A 15,814-nucleotide genomic window follows, 5' to 3' on the forward strand; every position below is an offset into this window, starting at 1 on the left:
CGGGAAAAGAACCCTCTACGGCGTTGTCAGGCTTGGCCTTGGTTCACCAAGGCCTGCGCCCTCCGCCTTGTAGAACGCACTTTTCTCGGTCAGCGCAGCGAGAAAAACAAACGTCAACAGATCCAAGACACGGAAGCATTATGGAAGAAATTGCCATTATCGGATTAGGCTGCCTGTTTCCAGGCGCCGAAACGCCAGAACAGTACTGGCGCAACCTGCTGGAGCGGCGGGATTGCACCTCGGAATTGAGCCGGGAAGAGCTGGGCGTGGACCCGGCGCTGTATCGCCATCCGGTGCCGGGCACCGCGGACAAGATAGCCTACAACAAGAACGGCCACGTGCGCGGCTTCAAGCTGGACGCCGGCCGCTACCGTCTGCCCGCCGCGCAGCTGGAGGCGCTGGACCCCTTGTTCCAATGGACGCTCTACGCGGCGGAACAGGCGCTGATCGACGCCGGACAGGGCGCGGCTCACAGCGCCGAGGCGCTGGAGCGCTGCGGCCTGATCATCGGCAATATCGGCATGCCCACGCATGCCGGCAAGAAACTGCTCAACGGCTTCTATCAAGGCATCCTGGAGCCCTACGTCCAGGAGCTGCTGCAACGCGACGATTTCCATTTCCGCCAGCCCTGGCAGGCGGAAGGCTTGTCCGATCTCAATCTGATGACCGGCAGCCACAACGCCACGCTGGCGGCCCAGGCGTTGGGCCTGGCCGGCCCCAGCTTCGCGCTGGACGCGGCCTGCGCCTCGGCGCTGTACGCCATCCGCGTGGCCAGCTATTACCTGCAAAGCGGCAAGGCCGATCTGATGCTGGCCGGCGCGGTCTGCCACGCCGACCACATCTACATCGATCACGGTTTCAACGTGCTGCAGGCCTTCCCGGTCGACGGCCAGTCGGTGCCGTTCGACCGCAATTCCCAGGGCCTGAAGGCCGGCGAGGGTGCCAGCGTGATCGCGCTCAAGCGCTACGCCGACGCGGTGCGCGACAAGGACCGCATCTACGGCGTGATCGAATCCATTGGCCTGTCCAACGACGGCGGCGCCAAGCACATCCTGGTGCCGGACCTCAACGGCCAGTTGCTGTCGCTGAAACGCGCCTACGACGGCGTGGACAAGAATATCGATTACCTGGAATGCCACGCCACCGGCACCCCGGTGGGCGACCAGGTGGAGCTGGGCTCGGTGGAGACCTTCTTCGCCGATCAGGCGCAACGGCCGTTGATCGGCGCCAACAAGGGCAATATCGGTCACATGCTGACCGCCTCCGGCATGGCCAGCATTCTCAAGGTGCTGCTGGCGATGCGCAGCGGCGTGATTCCGCCGACGCTGAACGTGGAAGACATGGTCAGCACCCCCGGCGGCCAGCTGGTCATTCGCCACGTGGTGCGCGATACCACGCCGTGGCCGCAACGCGGCCAGGCCAAGCGCGCCGGCATCAACGCCTTCGGCTTCGGCGGCGTCAACGGCCACATGGTGCTGCGCGAACACCGCGCCGACGCGCCGGCGGCCGCCTGGCCGCAGCTGCCGGCCGAGCAACAAAGCCTGGCCATCGTCGGCGTGGGCGTGGCCCTGGCCGACACCGAAACCCCGGACGCCTTGCTGCGGACGGTGGCCGAGGGCCGCAGCCACTTCCGCCCGCTGCCGCGCACCCGCTGGCTGGGTCTGGAGGGGCGCGCCGACGTGCTGGGCGCGCGCGGCTACCGTCAGGCCCCGGCGGGCGCCTATATCGAGCAGTTCGATTTCGACTGCAAACGCTTCAAGCTACCGCCCAAGGTGGTGGGCAGCCATCTGCTGTCGCATTTGTTCCTGATGCCCATCGCCGAGCGCGCCTTCTACGACGCCGGCTATCAGCTGGACGGCCGCAAGCGCAATATCGCCGTCATCGTCGCCGGCGACGTGGACTACAGCTGCTCGCGCTACCAGGCGCGCAACGAAATGGCCTGGCAGGTGCGAGACAGCCTGGCGCACAGCGGCATCTCGCTGAGCGAGGCGCAGACCGCGGCGCTGGAAACCATCGTCAAAGACAGCTTGTTTCCGGAGCCGTATCCGGAGGGCATCACCGGCGGCATCGGCAATGTGGTGGCCAGCCGCATCGCCGCCCACCTGAAGCTGGACGGCCCGGCCTTCTCCTTGTGCGCGCATGAAAACGCCGCCTTCAAGGCGATAGAGCTGGCGCAATTCATGTTGTCCGAGCAATTGGTGGACGCGGTGATCGTCGCCGGCGGCAGCTTCGCCGGCGGCCTGGAAAACGTGTTGTGGGCGCCGCGTCGCGGCGCCGGCCATGTCGACGCGCCGGTGGGCGAGGGCGGCGGCGTGGTGGTGCTCAAGCGCGAGCAGGCGGCGCTGGACGCCAAGGACCGCGTCTACGCGGTGATGCGCGGCCTGGCCATCGGCCACGCCTGCGGCGACAGTACCGAATTCCAACCCGTGGCGGACGCGGTGGCGCGCTCGGCGGCGGCGGCCTTGCGCCAAGCCGGCGCGGATCCGGCGTCGGTGGGTTATCTGGAACTGAGCGGCGGCGCGCTGGCCAGCGACAACCAGGTGGAGATCGACGGCCTGTCCCGGGTTTACCGCGACAGCGGCGTGATCGCCGGCTCGGTGGCCGCCAACTACGGCCAGCTGGCCTCGGCCCAGGGCATCGTCAGCGTGATCAAGGCCGCGCTGTGCCTGCATAGCCGGCAACTGCCCGGCGCGGCGGCGCTGGCCGCCTATCCGCAGGACGCGCTGCGCGCCGTGTTCCGCGCCGGAGAAACCGGCGCGGCCTGGCCGGCGCCGGCAGGCGGCCTGAGGCTGGCGGCGGTCAACAGCCTGGGCCTGGACCGAGGCTACGCCCACATGATTCTGCAGGAGCCCGGCGAGGCCAATCGCCGGGAAGCCAGAGCGCCGACGCCGCCGCAGACGGGCGGTCCGGCCCTGGTTGCCACCGTGCACACCGGCCGCGAACACACCATCGCCGAGATGATAGTCAACGACGCAAACCGCGCGCTGTTCGGCAACGTCACGCCCTGGCGGCGTCCGCCGCCGGCGGCGCAACAGGCGCAGCCGCTGCCCGCCGCCGCCGTGTCGGCGGACAGCGAGGCGCCGGCCTTGCAACGTCAACAGAGCCGGCAGGCGCAAACCCAGCTCAGCTATCTGCAGGCGGAACAGCGTTTCTACCAGCGCATCGCGCAACTGCTGGGCGCCGGCGCGCCGGCCGGTCAGCGCCGCGCGGCCAAGCCCAAGGCCGCGGTGGCGGCGGCGCGTCCGCGCCCCTTGTTCGACGAAGCCCAGTTGGTGGAGCTGACCGACGGCTCCATCGCCAAGGTGCTGGGCCCGGATTACGCCGAGGCCGACAGCTACCCGATCCGCACCCGCATGCCGTCGCCGCCGTATATGTTCGCCTCGCGTATCACCGCGCTGTCGGCGCAGCCGGGCAAGCTGGAGCCGTGCTTCATTGAGTGGGAGTACGACCTGCATCCCGACGCCTGGTACGTGTCCGACGGACTGGTGCCGGCCTTCGTGTCGCTGGAAGCCTCGCACGCGATGATCGTGGCCTTCACCTATATCGGCTGCGACCAGCTGTTCAAGGGCCAGCTGCGCTACCGGGCGGTGGATAGCCAGACCACGGTCTACGGTCCCTTGCCCAAGGCCGGCGAAGTGCTGCGCGGCCGCGTCAACATCAAGTCCTTCCTCAAGGTGGGCAAGAACGTGCTGATCGCCTACGAGTACCTGTGCTACGTCGGCGATAGGCTGAGCTTCAAGCTGGAGGCCAATTCCGGCTTCTTCCTGCCCAAGGACATCGAAAAATCCAAGGGGGTCAACACCGCGCCCTATCTGAAGGCCAAGCAGCCGGCGGAGCCGTTCCAGCCGCCACTGCGCTGCCGGCGCGAGTCCTTCGACAGCAGCCATATCGAGGCCTTGCAGCGCGGCGATTTCGTCGCCTGCTTCGGTGACGCCGCCTACGCCACGCCGCGCGCGCCGCGCTTGTATGCGCCGGCGGCCAAGATGCTGGACCGAGTGGTGTCGATCTCCGCCTCCGGCGGCGCCTTCGGCCTGGGCGAAGCGGTGGCCGAGCGCGACATCGACCCCAGCCACTGGGTGTTCCGCGCCCACTTCAAGAACGACCCGGTGATGCCCGGCACCTTCCTGGTGGAAGGCTGCGAGCAACTGGTCAAGTTCTACCTGTGCTACCTGGGGCTGTATTCGCTGCCGGGCATGGTGCCGCACGCGCTCAGCCCGCACAGCTATAGCGCCAAGTTCCGCGGCGAAGTGAAGTGCGAGGCGGACACCCTGCGTTACCGGCTCACCTGCAAGTCCATCCACTGCGACTACCAGGCCGACGGCCAGCTGGAGCGGATGGCGCTGGTCTTCCTCGCGGAGATCATCTACCGCGGCAACGTCATCGGTATGTGCGACAACCTAGGCGCCGGCTTCAGCCGCGCGCCGGCAGCGGCGGACGCTTCGGCGCCGGCGCTGACAGCGATAGAGGCATGAATGAACCAAGACAAGCTTTGCGTGGCGCCGCGTTTCGCGGCCCCGGTGTACAAATGGCAGGGCCATGCCGGCAAATTCCAGCAGACGCCGGAACAGGCGCAGGCCCAGCTGCTGGACCTAGCGCGGCCGCTGCACGTGCTGCGCCAGCAGGACGCGGTGTTGCTAGAGCCGGCCGGGGGCCTGGCCGGCAACGGCCAGGTGGATTGCCTGGGCATGGTGCCGGCGATGTTGCCGGAATACTTCGGCGATCCGTCCTTCCTGCGTGATTACGGCGTGCGCTTCGCCTATTACGCCGGGGCCATGGCCGGCGGCATCAACTCCGAGGAGATGGTGATCGCGCTGGGTTCGCGCCGCATCCTCAGCGCCTTCGGCGCCGGCGGCCTGACGCTGGAGCGCATCGGCAGCGCCATCCGCCGCATCAAGCAGGCGCTGCCCAACGGCCCGTACGCCATCAACCTGCTGCACAACCCCAGCCAGCCGGACTGGGAGATGAACTGCGTCAAATTGTTCATCGAGCAGGACGTCAAGGTGGTGGAGGCCTCGGCCTACGTCAACCTGTCCGCCGCCATCGTCTACTACCGGGTCAAGGGCCTGGAAGCCGGCGACAAGGGCGCGGTGATCCGCCGCAACCGCGTGATCGCCAAGGTGTCGCGCCGCGAAGTGGCGCAGCACTTCCTCAGCCCGGCGCCGGAAAAAATCGTGCGCAAGCTGCTGGCCGACGGCCTGATCAGCGAGCGCCAGGCGGAGCTGGCCAAGAAAGTGCCGATGGCCGACGACATCACCGTGGAGGCGGATTCCGGCGGCCATACCGACAACGGCCTGCTCAGCTGCATCTTCCGCTCCATCGCAGAACTGCGCGACGAAATCTGCGCCGGCCAAGGCTACCCGTTCACGGTGCGCGTCGGCGCCGCCGGCGGCATCGGCAGCCCGCACGCCACGCTGGCGGCGTTCTCGCTGGGCGCGGCCTACGTGGTCACCGGCTCCATCAACCAGGCTTGCGTGGAAGCCGGCACCTCGGACCCGGTCAAGCAATTGCTGGGCAAGGCCAAGATCGCGGACATGGCGATGGCGCCGTCGGCCGACATGTTCGAGCTGGGCGCCAAGGTGCAGGTGCTCAAGGGCGGCAGCATGTACGCGGTGCGCGCGCAGAAGCTGCACGGCTTGTACAAGCAGTACCCCGGCCTGGAGCAGATCCCGGCCGCCGAAGTGGCCAGCCTGGAACAACAGGTGTTCCGCCAGCCGCTGGCCCAGGTGTGGGCCGACACCGAGGCTTTCTTCGCCGGCCGCGGCAATCAGGCGCTGATAGACGCCGCCAACGCCAATCCCAAGAAAAAGATGGCGCTGCTGTTCCAGTGGTATCTGGGCCAATCCTCGCGCTGGGCAATCTCCGGCGTGGCCGAGCGCGCCGTCGATTACCAGATCTGGTGCGGCGCGGCGATGGGCGCGGCCAACGAGTGGCTGCAGGGCAGCGAACTGGCGCCGGTGGCCAAGCGCAAGGTGGCCGACATCGCGGTGGAGCTGATGGCCGGCGCGGCGTATCTGAGCCGCGTGGCGGCCTTGCGTCAGCTGGGCGTTTTGACGCCGCCGCGGCTGGACCGTTACCGACCGCTCAGCGCCCGCATGGCGGCGCTGGACGAAGACGACATCGGACCCGAACCCGAATTGAACGACATCCCTTCATCAACCGTAGCACCAACCGCAGCATCACAGGGCAAGCAAGAGGAGAGCAGGAATATGGAAGGCAATACCAAGCTGTCGCTGATCAAGTCCAAGGATTTTTACAAGCAATGCTGGGAGCTGCTGCCGGGCGGCACCCATTACAACTTCGGCGACCCGGAACGGCCGCTGGTGGTGCCGTTCAACCGCGGTCGCAATTCCCGGGTATGGGACCTGGACGGCAACGAGCACCTGGACCTGTTCTGCAAATTCGGCGCGCTTTTCGTCGGCCACCACAACGAGGCCTATAACGAAGCGCTGATCCGCTACATGCAGAAAGTGACCTCGGTGGACACTTGCGACCTGGAGGTCGAAGTCTGCGAACTGATGGTCAAGCACATCCCTTGCGCCGAGATGATCCGCTTCTGCCTGAGCGGCACCGAGGCGGTGCAGAACGCGCTGCGCCTGGCGCGCGGCTTTACCGGCAAGCAGCGTTTCATCCGCTTCCACGGCCACTACCACGGCAACGCCGACAACATCATGGGCGGCCGCAAGCGCCAGGATCTGAGCTTCCCGGTGCCGGAAACCTTCAAGGGCGACCTGCTGGACACCCTGGGCCGCGCCGACGGCGCGCTGGAAGACCAGTCCTTCATGCTGCCGTGGAACGATATTCAGGTGCTGGAAGCCACCATCGAGCGTTACCACAATGAAATCGCCGCGGTGTTGATGGAGCCGATCTGCGTCAACGGCGGCGGCATCTTCCCGCGCGAGGGCTATCTGGAGCGCGCCAAGGAAATCTGCGAGAAGTACAACATCGTGCTGATCTTCGACGAGATCATCACCGGCGTGCGCCTGGGCCTGTCCGGCGCCCAGGGCATCCTCGGCGTCACCCCGCACTTGTCCACCTTCGGCAAGGCGCTGGGCGGCGGTTCGATGCCGATCTCCGCCATTGCCGGCCGTCGCGACATCATGGACCTCTACACCCGCGGCAAAGTGATTCACGCCGGCACCTTCAACGGCTACCCGTTGGGCCTGGCCGCGATCAAGAGCACTTTCGAACTGATCGAACAAGACCCGGGCTGCTACGAGCGCATGGGCCGCTTCACCGAGCAGATCTCCGACACCTTCATCAAGGCCGCCCACGCCAACGATCTGCCGCTGGTGGTGCAGGGCATGCCCACCGCCTTGGTCTACCACTCGCAGGACACCATGGTGGACCGCTCCGAGGGCTACAGCGACAAGGTCAAGTTCTGCGACATCATCATCCGCGAAATCTCCAAGCGCTACGGCATCCAGTTCTCGCCGTTGTCGCGGATCTACTCCAACTTGCTGATGAATCAGGACGACGTGCGCTTCTTCGAGGAACGCATCTTCGACGCCATGGCCAACGCCCGCAAAGTGATCGACATCGCCTTCAAGGAAGGAGAGGTGGCGTGACCCGGCAAGTCGCCGTCGTCACCGGCGCGGCAGGCGGCTTCGGCAGCGCCATCGTCAAGTCGCTGCTGGAAGTGGGCTACGCGGTAGCCGCCACGGATGTGGACGCGGCGGGGCTGGAGCAGTTGGGCCGGGAGCTGGGCTGCCCGGACAGCCTGCGCGGCTTCGTCATGGATGTGACGGATTCCGCCAGCGTGGACGCGGCCAGCGCCGCCATCGTCGAACGCATGGGGGCCAACATCACGGTGCTGGTCAACAACGCCGGCGTCATCGGCCGCGGCTACTGCACGGCGGAGAAGAGCGGCGAGCTGGCGCGACGGGTGTTCGACGTCAACCTCAACGGCGCTTTCAACGCCACCGCGGTGTTCTCCCGCCACATGGCGCGGCTGAAGTACGGCCGCATCATCAACATCGCCTCGGTGGCCGGCATCTGGGGCGCGGCCGGCGGGTCGGCGTATGCGGCGTCCAAGGCCGGCCTGATCAAGGCGTCGGAGTCCTGGGCGCGGGAGCTGGGGCCGCTGAACATCTGCGTCACCGCGATCGCGCCGGGCATCTGCAAGACCAAGATGCTCAATCAGTTCGTCGATCGCCAGATGGTGGAGCAGTCCGACGACGCCATCGTCAAGTCCATCGTGCCGGTGGGGCGCTGGGGGCTGCCGGAGGACATCGCCGAAGTGGTCACCTTCCTGGCCACCTGCAAGACCAACTATCTGAACGCCACCGTTATTCCCCTGGATGGAGGCATGAGGGTAGGCACTCTGTAACGCAGACAGGGGGCTGGCCGCGCCGGCCCCCGACTGGAATCAACCCAAATCATAAGGTGAAGTCATGGATTACCGAGCCAAGACCAGCGTCAAGAACATCGTGCTGACCGGCCCCACCGGCGTGCTGGGGGGCCGTTTGCTGCAGGAAATACTGGCCACCACCGACGCCAACGTCTATTGCGTGGTGCGGGCCGAGAACAAGGACGCCGCGCGCGCCCGCATCGAAGACGTGCTGTATTGCTACGATGAAGGCCGCAAGCTGTCCACCGAGGCCTGGCGCATCATTCCGGTGCTGGGCGACATCAGCCAGCCCATGCTGGGCCTGGACGCCAGCGCCTACCGCGACTTGGCCCACCTGGCGGACCTGGTGCTGCATTGCGCCGCCAACGTCAGCCTGGTGGCCTCCTACAACAAGATCGCCCCGGTCAACGTGGGCGGCACCGCCAACCTGATCGAACTGTGCCTGGCCGGCAAGGCTCCGCTGGTGTTCACCTCCAGCTTCAGCATGGTGGGCGACAAGCTGTATCAGCCGGACTTCGTGCTGCGCGAAACCGATCTGGACGTGGGCCAGGGCTTCGTCAACATGGATTACGAGCGCTCCAAGTTCACCGCCGAGCGCATGGTGCACGAAGCCGGCGAGCGGGGCCTGGACTGGGTCATCGTGCGTCCGGGCAATATCTGGGGCGACAGCCGGACCGGCTGCTACCCGCTGAAGCAGACCAAGGTCAAGGGCATTTACTACGAGATGCTCAAATCGCTGGTGGAAACCGGGCTCACCTTCGCCTCCGACGAAGCCTTCGATATCTCGCCGGTGGACTACGTGGCCCAGGCCACGCTGTTCGCGGCGATGAATCTGCAATCCAGCAATCGCCGCACCTACAACCTGACCAATCCGCGCCCGATCAGCTACGACGGCATCGTCGCCCGCCTGCGCGGCTACGGCTACACCCTGCGCGACGTGCCGTCCAAGGAGTATTTCGAAGCGCTGCAGGAAGGCCGCATGCACCGCGGCGGCACCGGCTACCGCTCCACCTTCACCGATCTGATGGCCATCTTCTACGACGGCAGCGATTGCAAGGAGCACGCCAAGTACGACACCAGCGAGATCCAGGAACTGCTGGCCAATACCGACATCCGCTGCCCGGACTCGGACCAGGCGCTGTTCGGGCGCTATCTGGACTACGCGTGCAAGGTGGGCTTCCTCAACGCCCCGTCGGCGCAAACCCCGCTGGCGGAAATCAAGCGTCACACCAGCATGGCCGGCGGCTATATGGAGAGCCTGTACGACGCCGACCTGAGCGACGCGGCGGCGGTGCGCTGAGATGCTGGCCGACGAGGAAGCTCTGATCGAAGCGCCGGTCGCGGAACTGCTGCTGGACTACCAGGTGCTGAGCAACGGCGAGCCGATAGGTCGGCTGCGCACCGAGCGCCGCCGCGGCTGGCTGGACGACATGCCGGTGCTGCAGGTCAGCAACCGCATGGACCTGCGCTGCAGCGGCCTGTGGTTCGACTACTCGCTGCAATCGGACGAGAGCATGGATTTCGGCGCGGACGGCCTGTGCCGCTACGCCGGCGTCTCCGACGAGGACGGCGACAAGACCGTGATCAAGGGCCGGCTGCGTCAGGGCGTGCTGACCCTGCGTTTGCACGATGGCCAGTTGGAGGTGCGCCGCTTCAAGCTGGGGGATTTCGACGCCAGCAGCGAAGACGCCGCCGAACGCTTTCTCGTCGGCGGCCAGGCCGAGGCCACGCTGCGGGTGCTGGACCTTGAGCACTTCGACATCGACGAAGTCCGCTACCAGCGGCTGCCGGATGAAACGCTGGACCTATTGGGCCAGCCGCGGCAGACGAGGGTGGTGGCCTATCAATCAAAGCGGCGCAAGATCAGCGGCACCGGCTGGTATCTGTCCGACGACGGCGGCGAAGTGCTGGTGCGCCAGAGCAGCCGCGAGCGCGGCGACCACAACGAAGTGATATTGACCGATTGGGAAAGCAAACCATGCCAAATCAAGACTTAGCCGTCACCCTGGTGCAAAGCGACATCGCTTGGGAGTCGGTGGATCAGAACCTGCAGCGGATGGAGCGCCACCTGAGCGCGGTGAACGACAGCCAGTTGATCGTGCTGCCGGAAATGTTCACCACCGGCTTTAGCATGCGGCCGGAAAAGATAGCCGAAACCATGGACGGTAAGGCGGTGCAATGGCTGCGCGACACCGCGCGCGCCAAGCGCGCCGATCTGGTGGGCAGCGTGGCGATAGAAGACCAGGGCCGCTACTACAACCGCCTGTTGTGGGCCAAGGCCGACGGCAGCCTGTTCAGCTACGACAAGAAGCATCTGTTCAGCTTCGCCGGCGAGCACGAGCACTACACCGCCGGCGACGCGCCGCTGATCGTCAAGGTGGACGGCTGGTCCGTGGCCGCCTTCGTCTGCTACGACCTGCGCTTCCCAGTCTGGTCGCGCAACAACAAGAGCCAGTACGACCTGGCGCTCTACATCGCCAGCTGGCCGGAGCGCCGCGCCAAGCACTGGCAGACGCTGCTGCCGGCGCGGGCGATCGAAAACCAGGCTTTCGTCATCGGCGTCAACCGCGTGGGCGTGGACGGCAACGACATCCGCTACAGCGGCGACTCCATGCTGATAGACCCGCTGGGCGACACCCTGTACCACGGCCGTCAGCTGGAAAGCGTGTATCAGGCCCGGCTGTCGCGCGCGCAGCTGGACGATGTGCGCGCCCAGTTTCCTTTCCTGAAGGACGCGGACCGTTATCAACTCGTTTGACAGCGCCACGGCAATGGAAAGAGGCGGATGACTCCTGCGGCTGCGCGGGGTTTTCCGCTGTTTCGGTTCTCCTTCGGCTTCTACGGAAAGTGAAATGCACCACGCCACAACAAGAGAAAAAGTCATCGAATTCCAATCGGTGACCAAGCGCTTCAACGACTACACCGCGGTCAACGACGTGTCGCTGGACATCCACCGCGGCGAATTCGTCGCCCTGCTGGGGCCCAACGGCGCCGGCAAGACCACGCTGGTGGAAATGCTGGAGGGACTGAAACAACCGGAGGCCGGCACGATACGCATCCTGGGGCGCAGCTGGCAGAAAGACGAAAGCTATCTGCGCCACCGGCTGGCCGGGGTGTTGCAGGAGTCCTTGTTCATCAACAAGCTGCGGGTGGACGAAACCGTCAACCTGTTCGCCAGCTTCTACGGCCGGCCGCGCAGCCGCGCCGACGAGGTGCTGGAACTGGTGGAGCTGATCCCCAAGCGCAAGGTGATGGTGGAAGGGTTGTCCGGCGGTCAGCGCCAGCGGCTGGCCCTGGCCATCTCCATCCTCAACCAGCCGGAAATCCTGATCCTGGACGAACCCACCACCGGCCTGGACCCGCAAGTGCGGCGCGGCACCTGGGACATCCTGCGCAAGCTCAACAAGGAGCTGGGCTCCACCATGTTGCTGACCACCCACTACATGGAAGAAGCCGAATACCTGTGCGACCGCATCTGCATCATGCATCAGGGCCGCATCCTGACCCAGGGCACGCTGGACGAACTGCTGGCGGCGCACGAGCCGGGCGAAGTGGTGGAGTACCGGGTCAAGAGCGGCGCCGGCGGCGCCGAGCCCAAGCACAAGGACAACATCATCAGCTACAGCTACGACCAGGCGTCCGCCAAGGCGCGGCTGCTGGTGCGCAACGGCTCTGCCTTCCTGTTCCGCCTGTCCGAATTCATCCGCGAACAACAAATCGACATCGACGAAATCATCGTGCGCAAAAAAACGCTGGACGATTTATTCCTGTCACTGGCCGGCCGAGGTTTCCATGAATAACGCCTTGCTCAATCTGATCATCACTCAATTCCGCCAATACCTGCGCGAGCCGCAAATCCTGTTCTGGTCCTTCGGCTTTCCGTTGCTGCTGGTGTGGCTGCTGGGCGTGTCCTTCTCCGGCGGCGAAATCAAGGAACGGACCATAGGCGTGGTGCTGCCGGCCAATGTGCAGGAGCAGGCCGCGGTGCGGGCCTGGATCAGCAAGGTGGAAGCCCGCAACCAGCCGTTGTCCAGCGTCATCAACGCCGGCGAGATCAAGCGCGACCACCTGATCCGGATGAAATACCGCTTCCAGTACTACCCGGACCGCGAATCGGTGCTGCGCGGCCTCAAGCGCGGCGACGTGCAAGTGTTCATGGAGCCCAGCGCCGACAGCGGCAAGCGCATCTACTACCTGGACCCGCAAAACAACGAGGCGCTGCTGACTTACTTCTTCCTCGGCGACGACCCGGACGCGCTAAGCCAGGCGGTGGACAAGAATATGTCGGTGCTGGACAGCCCCGGCCTGCGCTATATCGACTTCCTGGTGCCCGGCCTGGTGGCGATGGCGGTGATGGAAACCTGCCTGATCGCCGTCGGCTGGTCGCTGATCGAAAAACGCGCCACCCGCGTCACCCGGCAGATGCGCATCACCCCGATGCGCAAGACTGATTTCCTGCTGGCCCACGTGCTGGCCTGCCTGGTGTTCAGCCTGCTGGAAACCCTGGTGCTGTATCTGTTCGCCAGCAGTTATTTCGACGTGCACGCTCAGGGCGGGGCGCTGCCCTTCATCGTGCTGCTGCTGGCCGGCAATGTCTGCTTCGCCGGCATCGCCATCCTGGCCGCCTCGCGCGCCACCAAGGCGCAGACCGCCAACGGCCTGCTGGAAATGACCATTCTGTTCCTGGTGATCTTTTCCGGCATCTTCTTCAGCTACAAGCATTTCCCGGACTGGATGGTGTCGGTGATCGAGGTGTTGCCGCTGACGATACTGGCCGACGGCATGCGCATGATTTTCGTCGAGGGCGCCGGGGTGCTGGAGATCGCCCGTTCCGCGGTGGTGCTCACGCTGATCGGCATTGCCGGCTTCGTCAGCGGCGCGCGGGTGTTTCGCTGGTACTAGGGGCATGAGGCATCCGCTGCGCGGATGATGGTTTTGATTGCCGGGGCTGCCCGGCGAGCAGGGAGAGGATATTTGCTTGGCCAAATATCCTCTCCACTCCTAAAGGCCACCCTGCAAGCCTGGCCTGCGGCTTCCCGCCGGGGCCCGTCAGACCCGAGGCGCGGCTGAACTCGCGATTTGCTAACGTCAAATCGCTCAGACAAAGCAGCCGCTTAAGACCTCGGGCCTGGCACCCGTCGGCAGTCTTGAAGGGACCTGGGGCGCGTCGGATTCGTGTTTGTCTTCGCACCCAACAAGCGACTAAGGGCGCATCACTTGAGTCACTCGCCAGGCTGCAGGAGCAGGGGAGCCGCTGTGGCTGCAGCGCCATGAACGCATTGAAAGGAGGAAAGGTAGTGAAACGCTTGATCCTCGCCCTATTGGGCATCGCCATGCTGTCCTTGCTGACAGCCTGCGAACTGGACGACGACGGCAAGCCGCGCGGCAGTCAGGTGCTGTGGGACCGCAGCGGCGTGCCGCACATCTATGCCGCGCGCGCCGACAGCCTGGCCTACGCCTTCGGCCGCGCCCAGATGCAGGCGCACCCGGAACTGCTGCTGCGGCTGTACGCCCAGGGCCGCGGCCGCGGCGCCGAATACTACGGCGCGGTGTTCGAGGCCGGCGAGCCCTTTCCCAGCAATATGGCGGAAGTGGACCGCCTGGTGCGCGCGATGGGCTTCCCCGAACGCTCCAAACAATGGCTGCAACAGCAAAGCCCGCGCATGCGCGCCTACCTGGACGCCTTCGTCGCCGGGATCAACGACCAGGCCGCCGCCAGCGGAAGCCTGAGCCCGGCGGCGCGAGCGGTGTTGCCGGTGCGCAGCGAGGACGTGCTGGCTCACACCCTGCGCATCTTCTTCAGCTATCTGAGCGGCTCCACCGCCACCGGCGCGGCCAATTGCTCGTTGGTCTACCCGGACGCGGTGGCCACGCCCATCAATCTGATCGGCGGCTCCAACGGCTGGGCGCTGGGGCCGGCCAAGAGCCGTTCCGGCAACGCCATGCTGCTGGCCAACCCGCATTTGCTGTGGGGCGGCAGCCATACCTGGTTCGAAGCCCAGTTCAAGAGCCCGGAATACGATATCTACGGCGCCACCCTGGTGGGCCTGCCGGTGATGCGCATCGGCTTCAACCAGCGGCTGGGCTGGGTGCATACCGTCAACACCCAGGACGGCTGCGACCTCTATCAACTCAAGCTCAGCGGCCGGCAATACCTGCTGGACGGCGTGGCGCGCGACTTCGAAACCAAGCGCGAAACCCTGTATATCCGTCAGCCGGACGGCAGCCTGCAAGCCGAGCAACTGACCTTGCGTCGCGCAGAGCAGGGCCCGGTGTTCGACAAGGACGGCCAGAGCTACGCGCTGCGCATCGTCGGCGTCGACCAGCTGCAGACCCCCGGCGTGCTGGAACAATGGTGGGACATGGCGCAGGCGCCTGACTTCCTGGCCTTCCGCAAGGTGGTGGCGCGGCTGCAAAACCCTTACCACAACATTATCTACGCCGACGCCCAGCGCAATATCTGGGCGGCCTTCGGCGGCCTGACCCCGCGCCGAGCCGGCGGCGACGCCGCCTACTGGGCGCAGCCGGTGGACGGCAGCCGCAGCGATCTGATCTGGCGCCAGGCGCTGCGCCTGGACGAGTTGCCGCAGGCGACGAATCCGGCCAGCGGCTGGGTGCAGAACTCCAATAGCGTGCCCTGGTATATGAGCAAGCCGGCGCTGGACCCGGCCGCCTACGCCGCTTATCTATCGCCGCGGGCGTCGCCGCTGCTACGAGAACAGCGCGGCATCGAGCTGATCGAGCAGACGCCGGCCTTCTCTCTGGACACGCTGCTCAGCGCCAAGCACGACACCCGGCTGCTGCTGGCGGACCGGGTGCTGGACGATTTGATCGGCTATGCGCGCGCCTCCGGCGACGCCGGCCTGATCGCCGCGGCGCAAGTGCTGGCCCAATGGGACCGGCGCAGCGACGCCGCCAGCAAGGGCGCGGTGTTGTTCGCCGCCTGGGTGGCGGCCTCCGGCGGCGAAGAGGCCTTGCGCTATCGCCAGGAAGCGGACCCGGCGCAGCCCTACCGCACGCCGGCCGGCCTGCGCGACGCCGGCTTCGCGCTGAGCAAGCTGGGCGCAGCGGCCCAGGGGCTGCAACAGGCCGGCGTGCCGCTGGACATCGCCTTCGGCGAAGTCTACCGGCTGCGGCGCGGCCCCGCCGGCGGCGCGGCGCGGCTGGACCAGCCTGCCAGCGGCGGCGCCGAGGGCCTGGGCGCCTTCCGCACCTTCAGCTATATCGGCGACAGCGACGGCCGCCAGCGCGCCATCTTCGGCGACACTTTCACCGCGCTGGTGGAGTTTGGCCGGCCGCTGCGCGCCAAGGTGATCAACACCTACGGCAACAGCAGCCAGCCGCAATCGCCTTACTACGGCGACCAGTTGCCGCTGGCGGCGCGGAACGAGATGCGCGACGCCTTGCTCAAGCGCGAGCAGGTGGAGGCGGCGCTGGCCAAGCGCGAGTGGTTCCGCCGCTAGCCGG

Annotated in this window: 9 protein-coding genes; all 9 read left to right on the forward strand. The window is 66.1% G+C overall.

Annotated elements, in window-relative coordinates:
• Positions 1-140: 140 nt before the first annotated feature.
• The 9 genes from GYH29_RS09210 to GYH29_RS09250 all read left to right on the forward strand — a co-directional run bounded on the left by GYH29_RS09210 (position 141) and on the right by GYH29_RS09250 (position 15,810).
• Positions 141-4,472, forward strand: coding sequence for a hotdog fold thioesterase (locus GYH29_RS09210; RefSeq protein ID WP_161523580.1), 4,332 nt, complete (start codon positions 141-143; stop codon positions 4,470-4,472).
• The gene (locus GYH29_RS09215) at positions 4,473-7,565 is read left to right on the forward strand and encodes a PfaD family polyunsaturated fatty acid/polyketide biosynthesis protein (protein WP_161523581.1); all 3,093 of its coding nucleotides are present in this window, start codon (positions 4,473-4,475) and stop codon (positions 7,563-7,565) included. It abuts the gene before it with no gap.
• A complete protein-coding gene (locus tag GYH29_RS09220) occupies positions 7,562-8,326 on the forward strand; it encodes an SDR family NAD(P)-dependent oxidoreductase (protein WP_161523582.1) in 765 nt (254 codons plus the stop codon). The genes GYH29_RS09215 and GYH29_RS09220 overlap by 4 nt, the downstream gene beginning before the upstream one ends.
• Positions 8,327-8,390: 64 nt before the next feature.
• Entirely contained in the window at positions 8,391-9,647 is a 1,257-nt protein-coding gene (locus GYH29_RS09225; protein ID WP_043592166.1) for a thioester reductase domain-containing protein, read from the forward strand.
• Between the two features lies 1 nt (position 9,648).
• The gene (locus GYH29_RS09230; RefSeq protein ID WP_107732341.1) at positions 9,649-10,344 is read left to right on the forward strand and encodes a hypothetical protein; all 696 of its coding nucleotides are present in this window, start codon (positions 9,649-9,651) and stop codon (positions 10,342-10,344) included.
• Positions 10,326-11,105, forward strand: a complete 780-nt coding sequence (locus GYH29_RS09235; RefSeq protein WP_043592171.1) for an amidohydrolase — start codon at positions 10,326-10,328, stop codon at positions 11,103-11,105. The genes GYH29_RS09230 and GYH29_RS09235 overlap by 19 nt, the downstream gene beginning before the upstream one ends.
• A gap of 94 nt (positions 11,106-11,199) precedes the next feature.
• Complete coding sequence (locus tag GYH29_RS09240) at positions 11,200-12,147, forward strand: ABC transporter ATP-binding protein (RefSeq protein ID WP_043592173.1); 948 nt, start codon at positions 11,200-11,202, stop codon at positions 12,145-12,147.
• Positions 12,140-13,249 (forward strand): ABC transporter permease, encoded by a 1,110-nt coding sequence (locus GYH29_RS09245; RefSeq protein WP_043592176.1) that lies wholly within the window; start codon positions 12,140-12,142, stop codon positions 13,247-13,249. Before GYH29_RS09240 ends, GYH29_RS09245 begins: the two co-directional genes overlap by 8 nt.
• A 395-nt stretch (positions 13,250-13,644) precedes the next feature.
• Positions 13,645-15,810: a penicillin acylase family protein gene (locus tag GYH29_RS09250; RefSeq protein ID WP_161523583.1), complete on the forward strand. Its 2,166-nt coding sequence runs from the start codon at positions 13,645-13,647 to the stop codon at positions 15,808-15,810.
• Positions 15,811-15,814: the final 4 nt, after the last annotated feature.

This window comes from Chromobacterium haemolyticum, from assembly GCF_009936155.1.
GTDB lineage: Bacteria > Pseudomonadota > Gammaproteobacteria > Burkholderiales > Chromobacteriaceae > Chromobacterium > Chromobacterium haemolyticum.

Bases quoted from the DNA above. Each gene is read 5' to 3' on its own strand.
- GYH29_RS09210 (WP_161523580.1), top strand. From the start codon at position 141: ATGGAAGAAATTGCCATTATCGGATTAGGCTGCCTGTTTCCAGGCGCC.
- GYH29_RS09215 (WP_161523581.1), top strand. From the start codon at position 4,473: ATGAACCAAGACAAGCTTTGCGTGGCGCCGCGTTTCGCGGCCCCGGTG.
- GYH29_RS09225 (WP_043592166.1), top strand. From the start codon at position 8,391: ATGGATTACCGAGCCAAGACCAGCGTCAAGAACATCGTGCTGACCGGC.
- GYH29_RS09230 (WP_107732341.1), top strand. From the start codon at position 9,649: ATGCTGGCCGACGAGGAAGCTCTGATCGAAGCGCCGGTCGCGGAACTG.
- GYH29_RS09235 (WP_043592171.1), top strand. From the start codon at position 10,326: ATGCCAAATCAAGACTTAGCCGTCACCCTGGTGCAAAGCGACATCGCT.
- GYH29_RS09240 (WP_043592173.1), top strand. From the start codon at position 11,200: ATGCACCACGCCACAACAAGAGAAAAAGTCATCGAATTCCAATCGGTG.
- GYH29_RS09245 (WP_043592176.1), top strand. From the start codon at position 12,140: ATGAATAACGCCTTGCTCAATCTGATCATCACTCAATTCCGCCAATAC.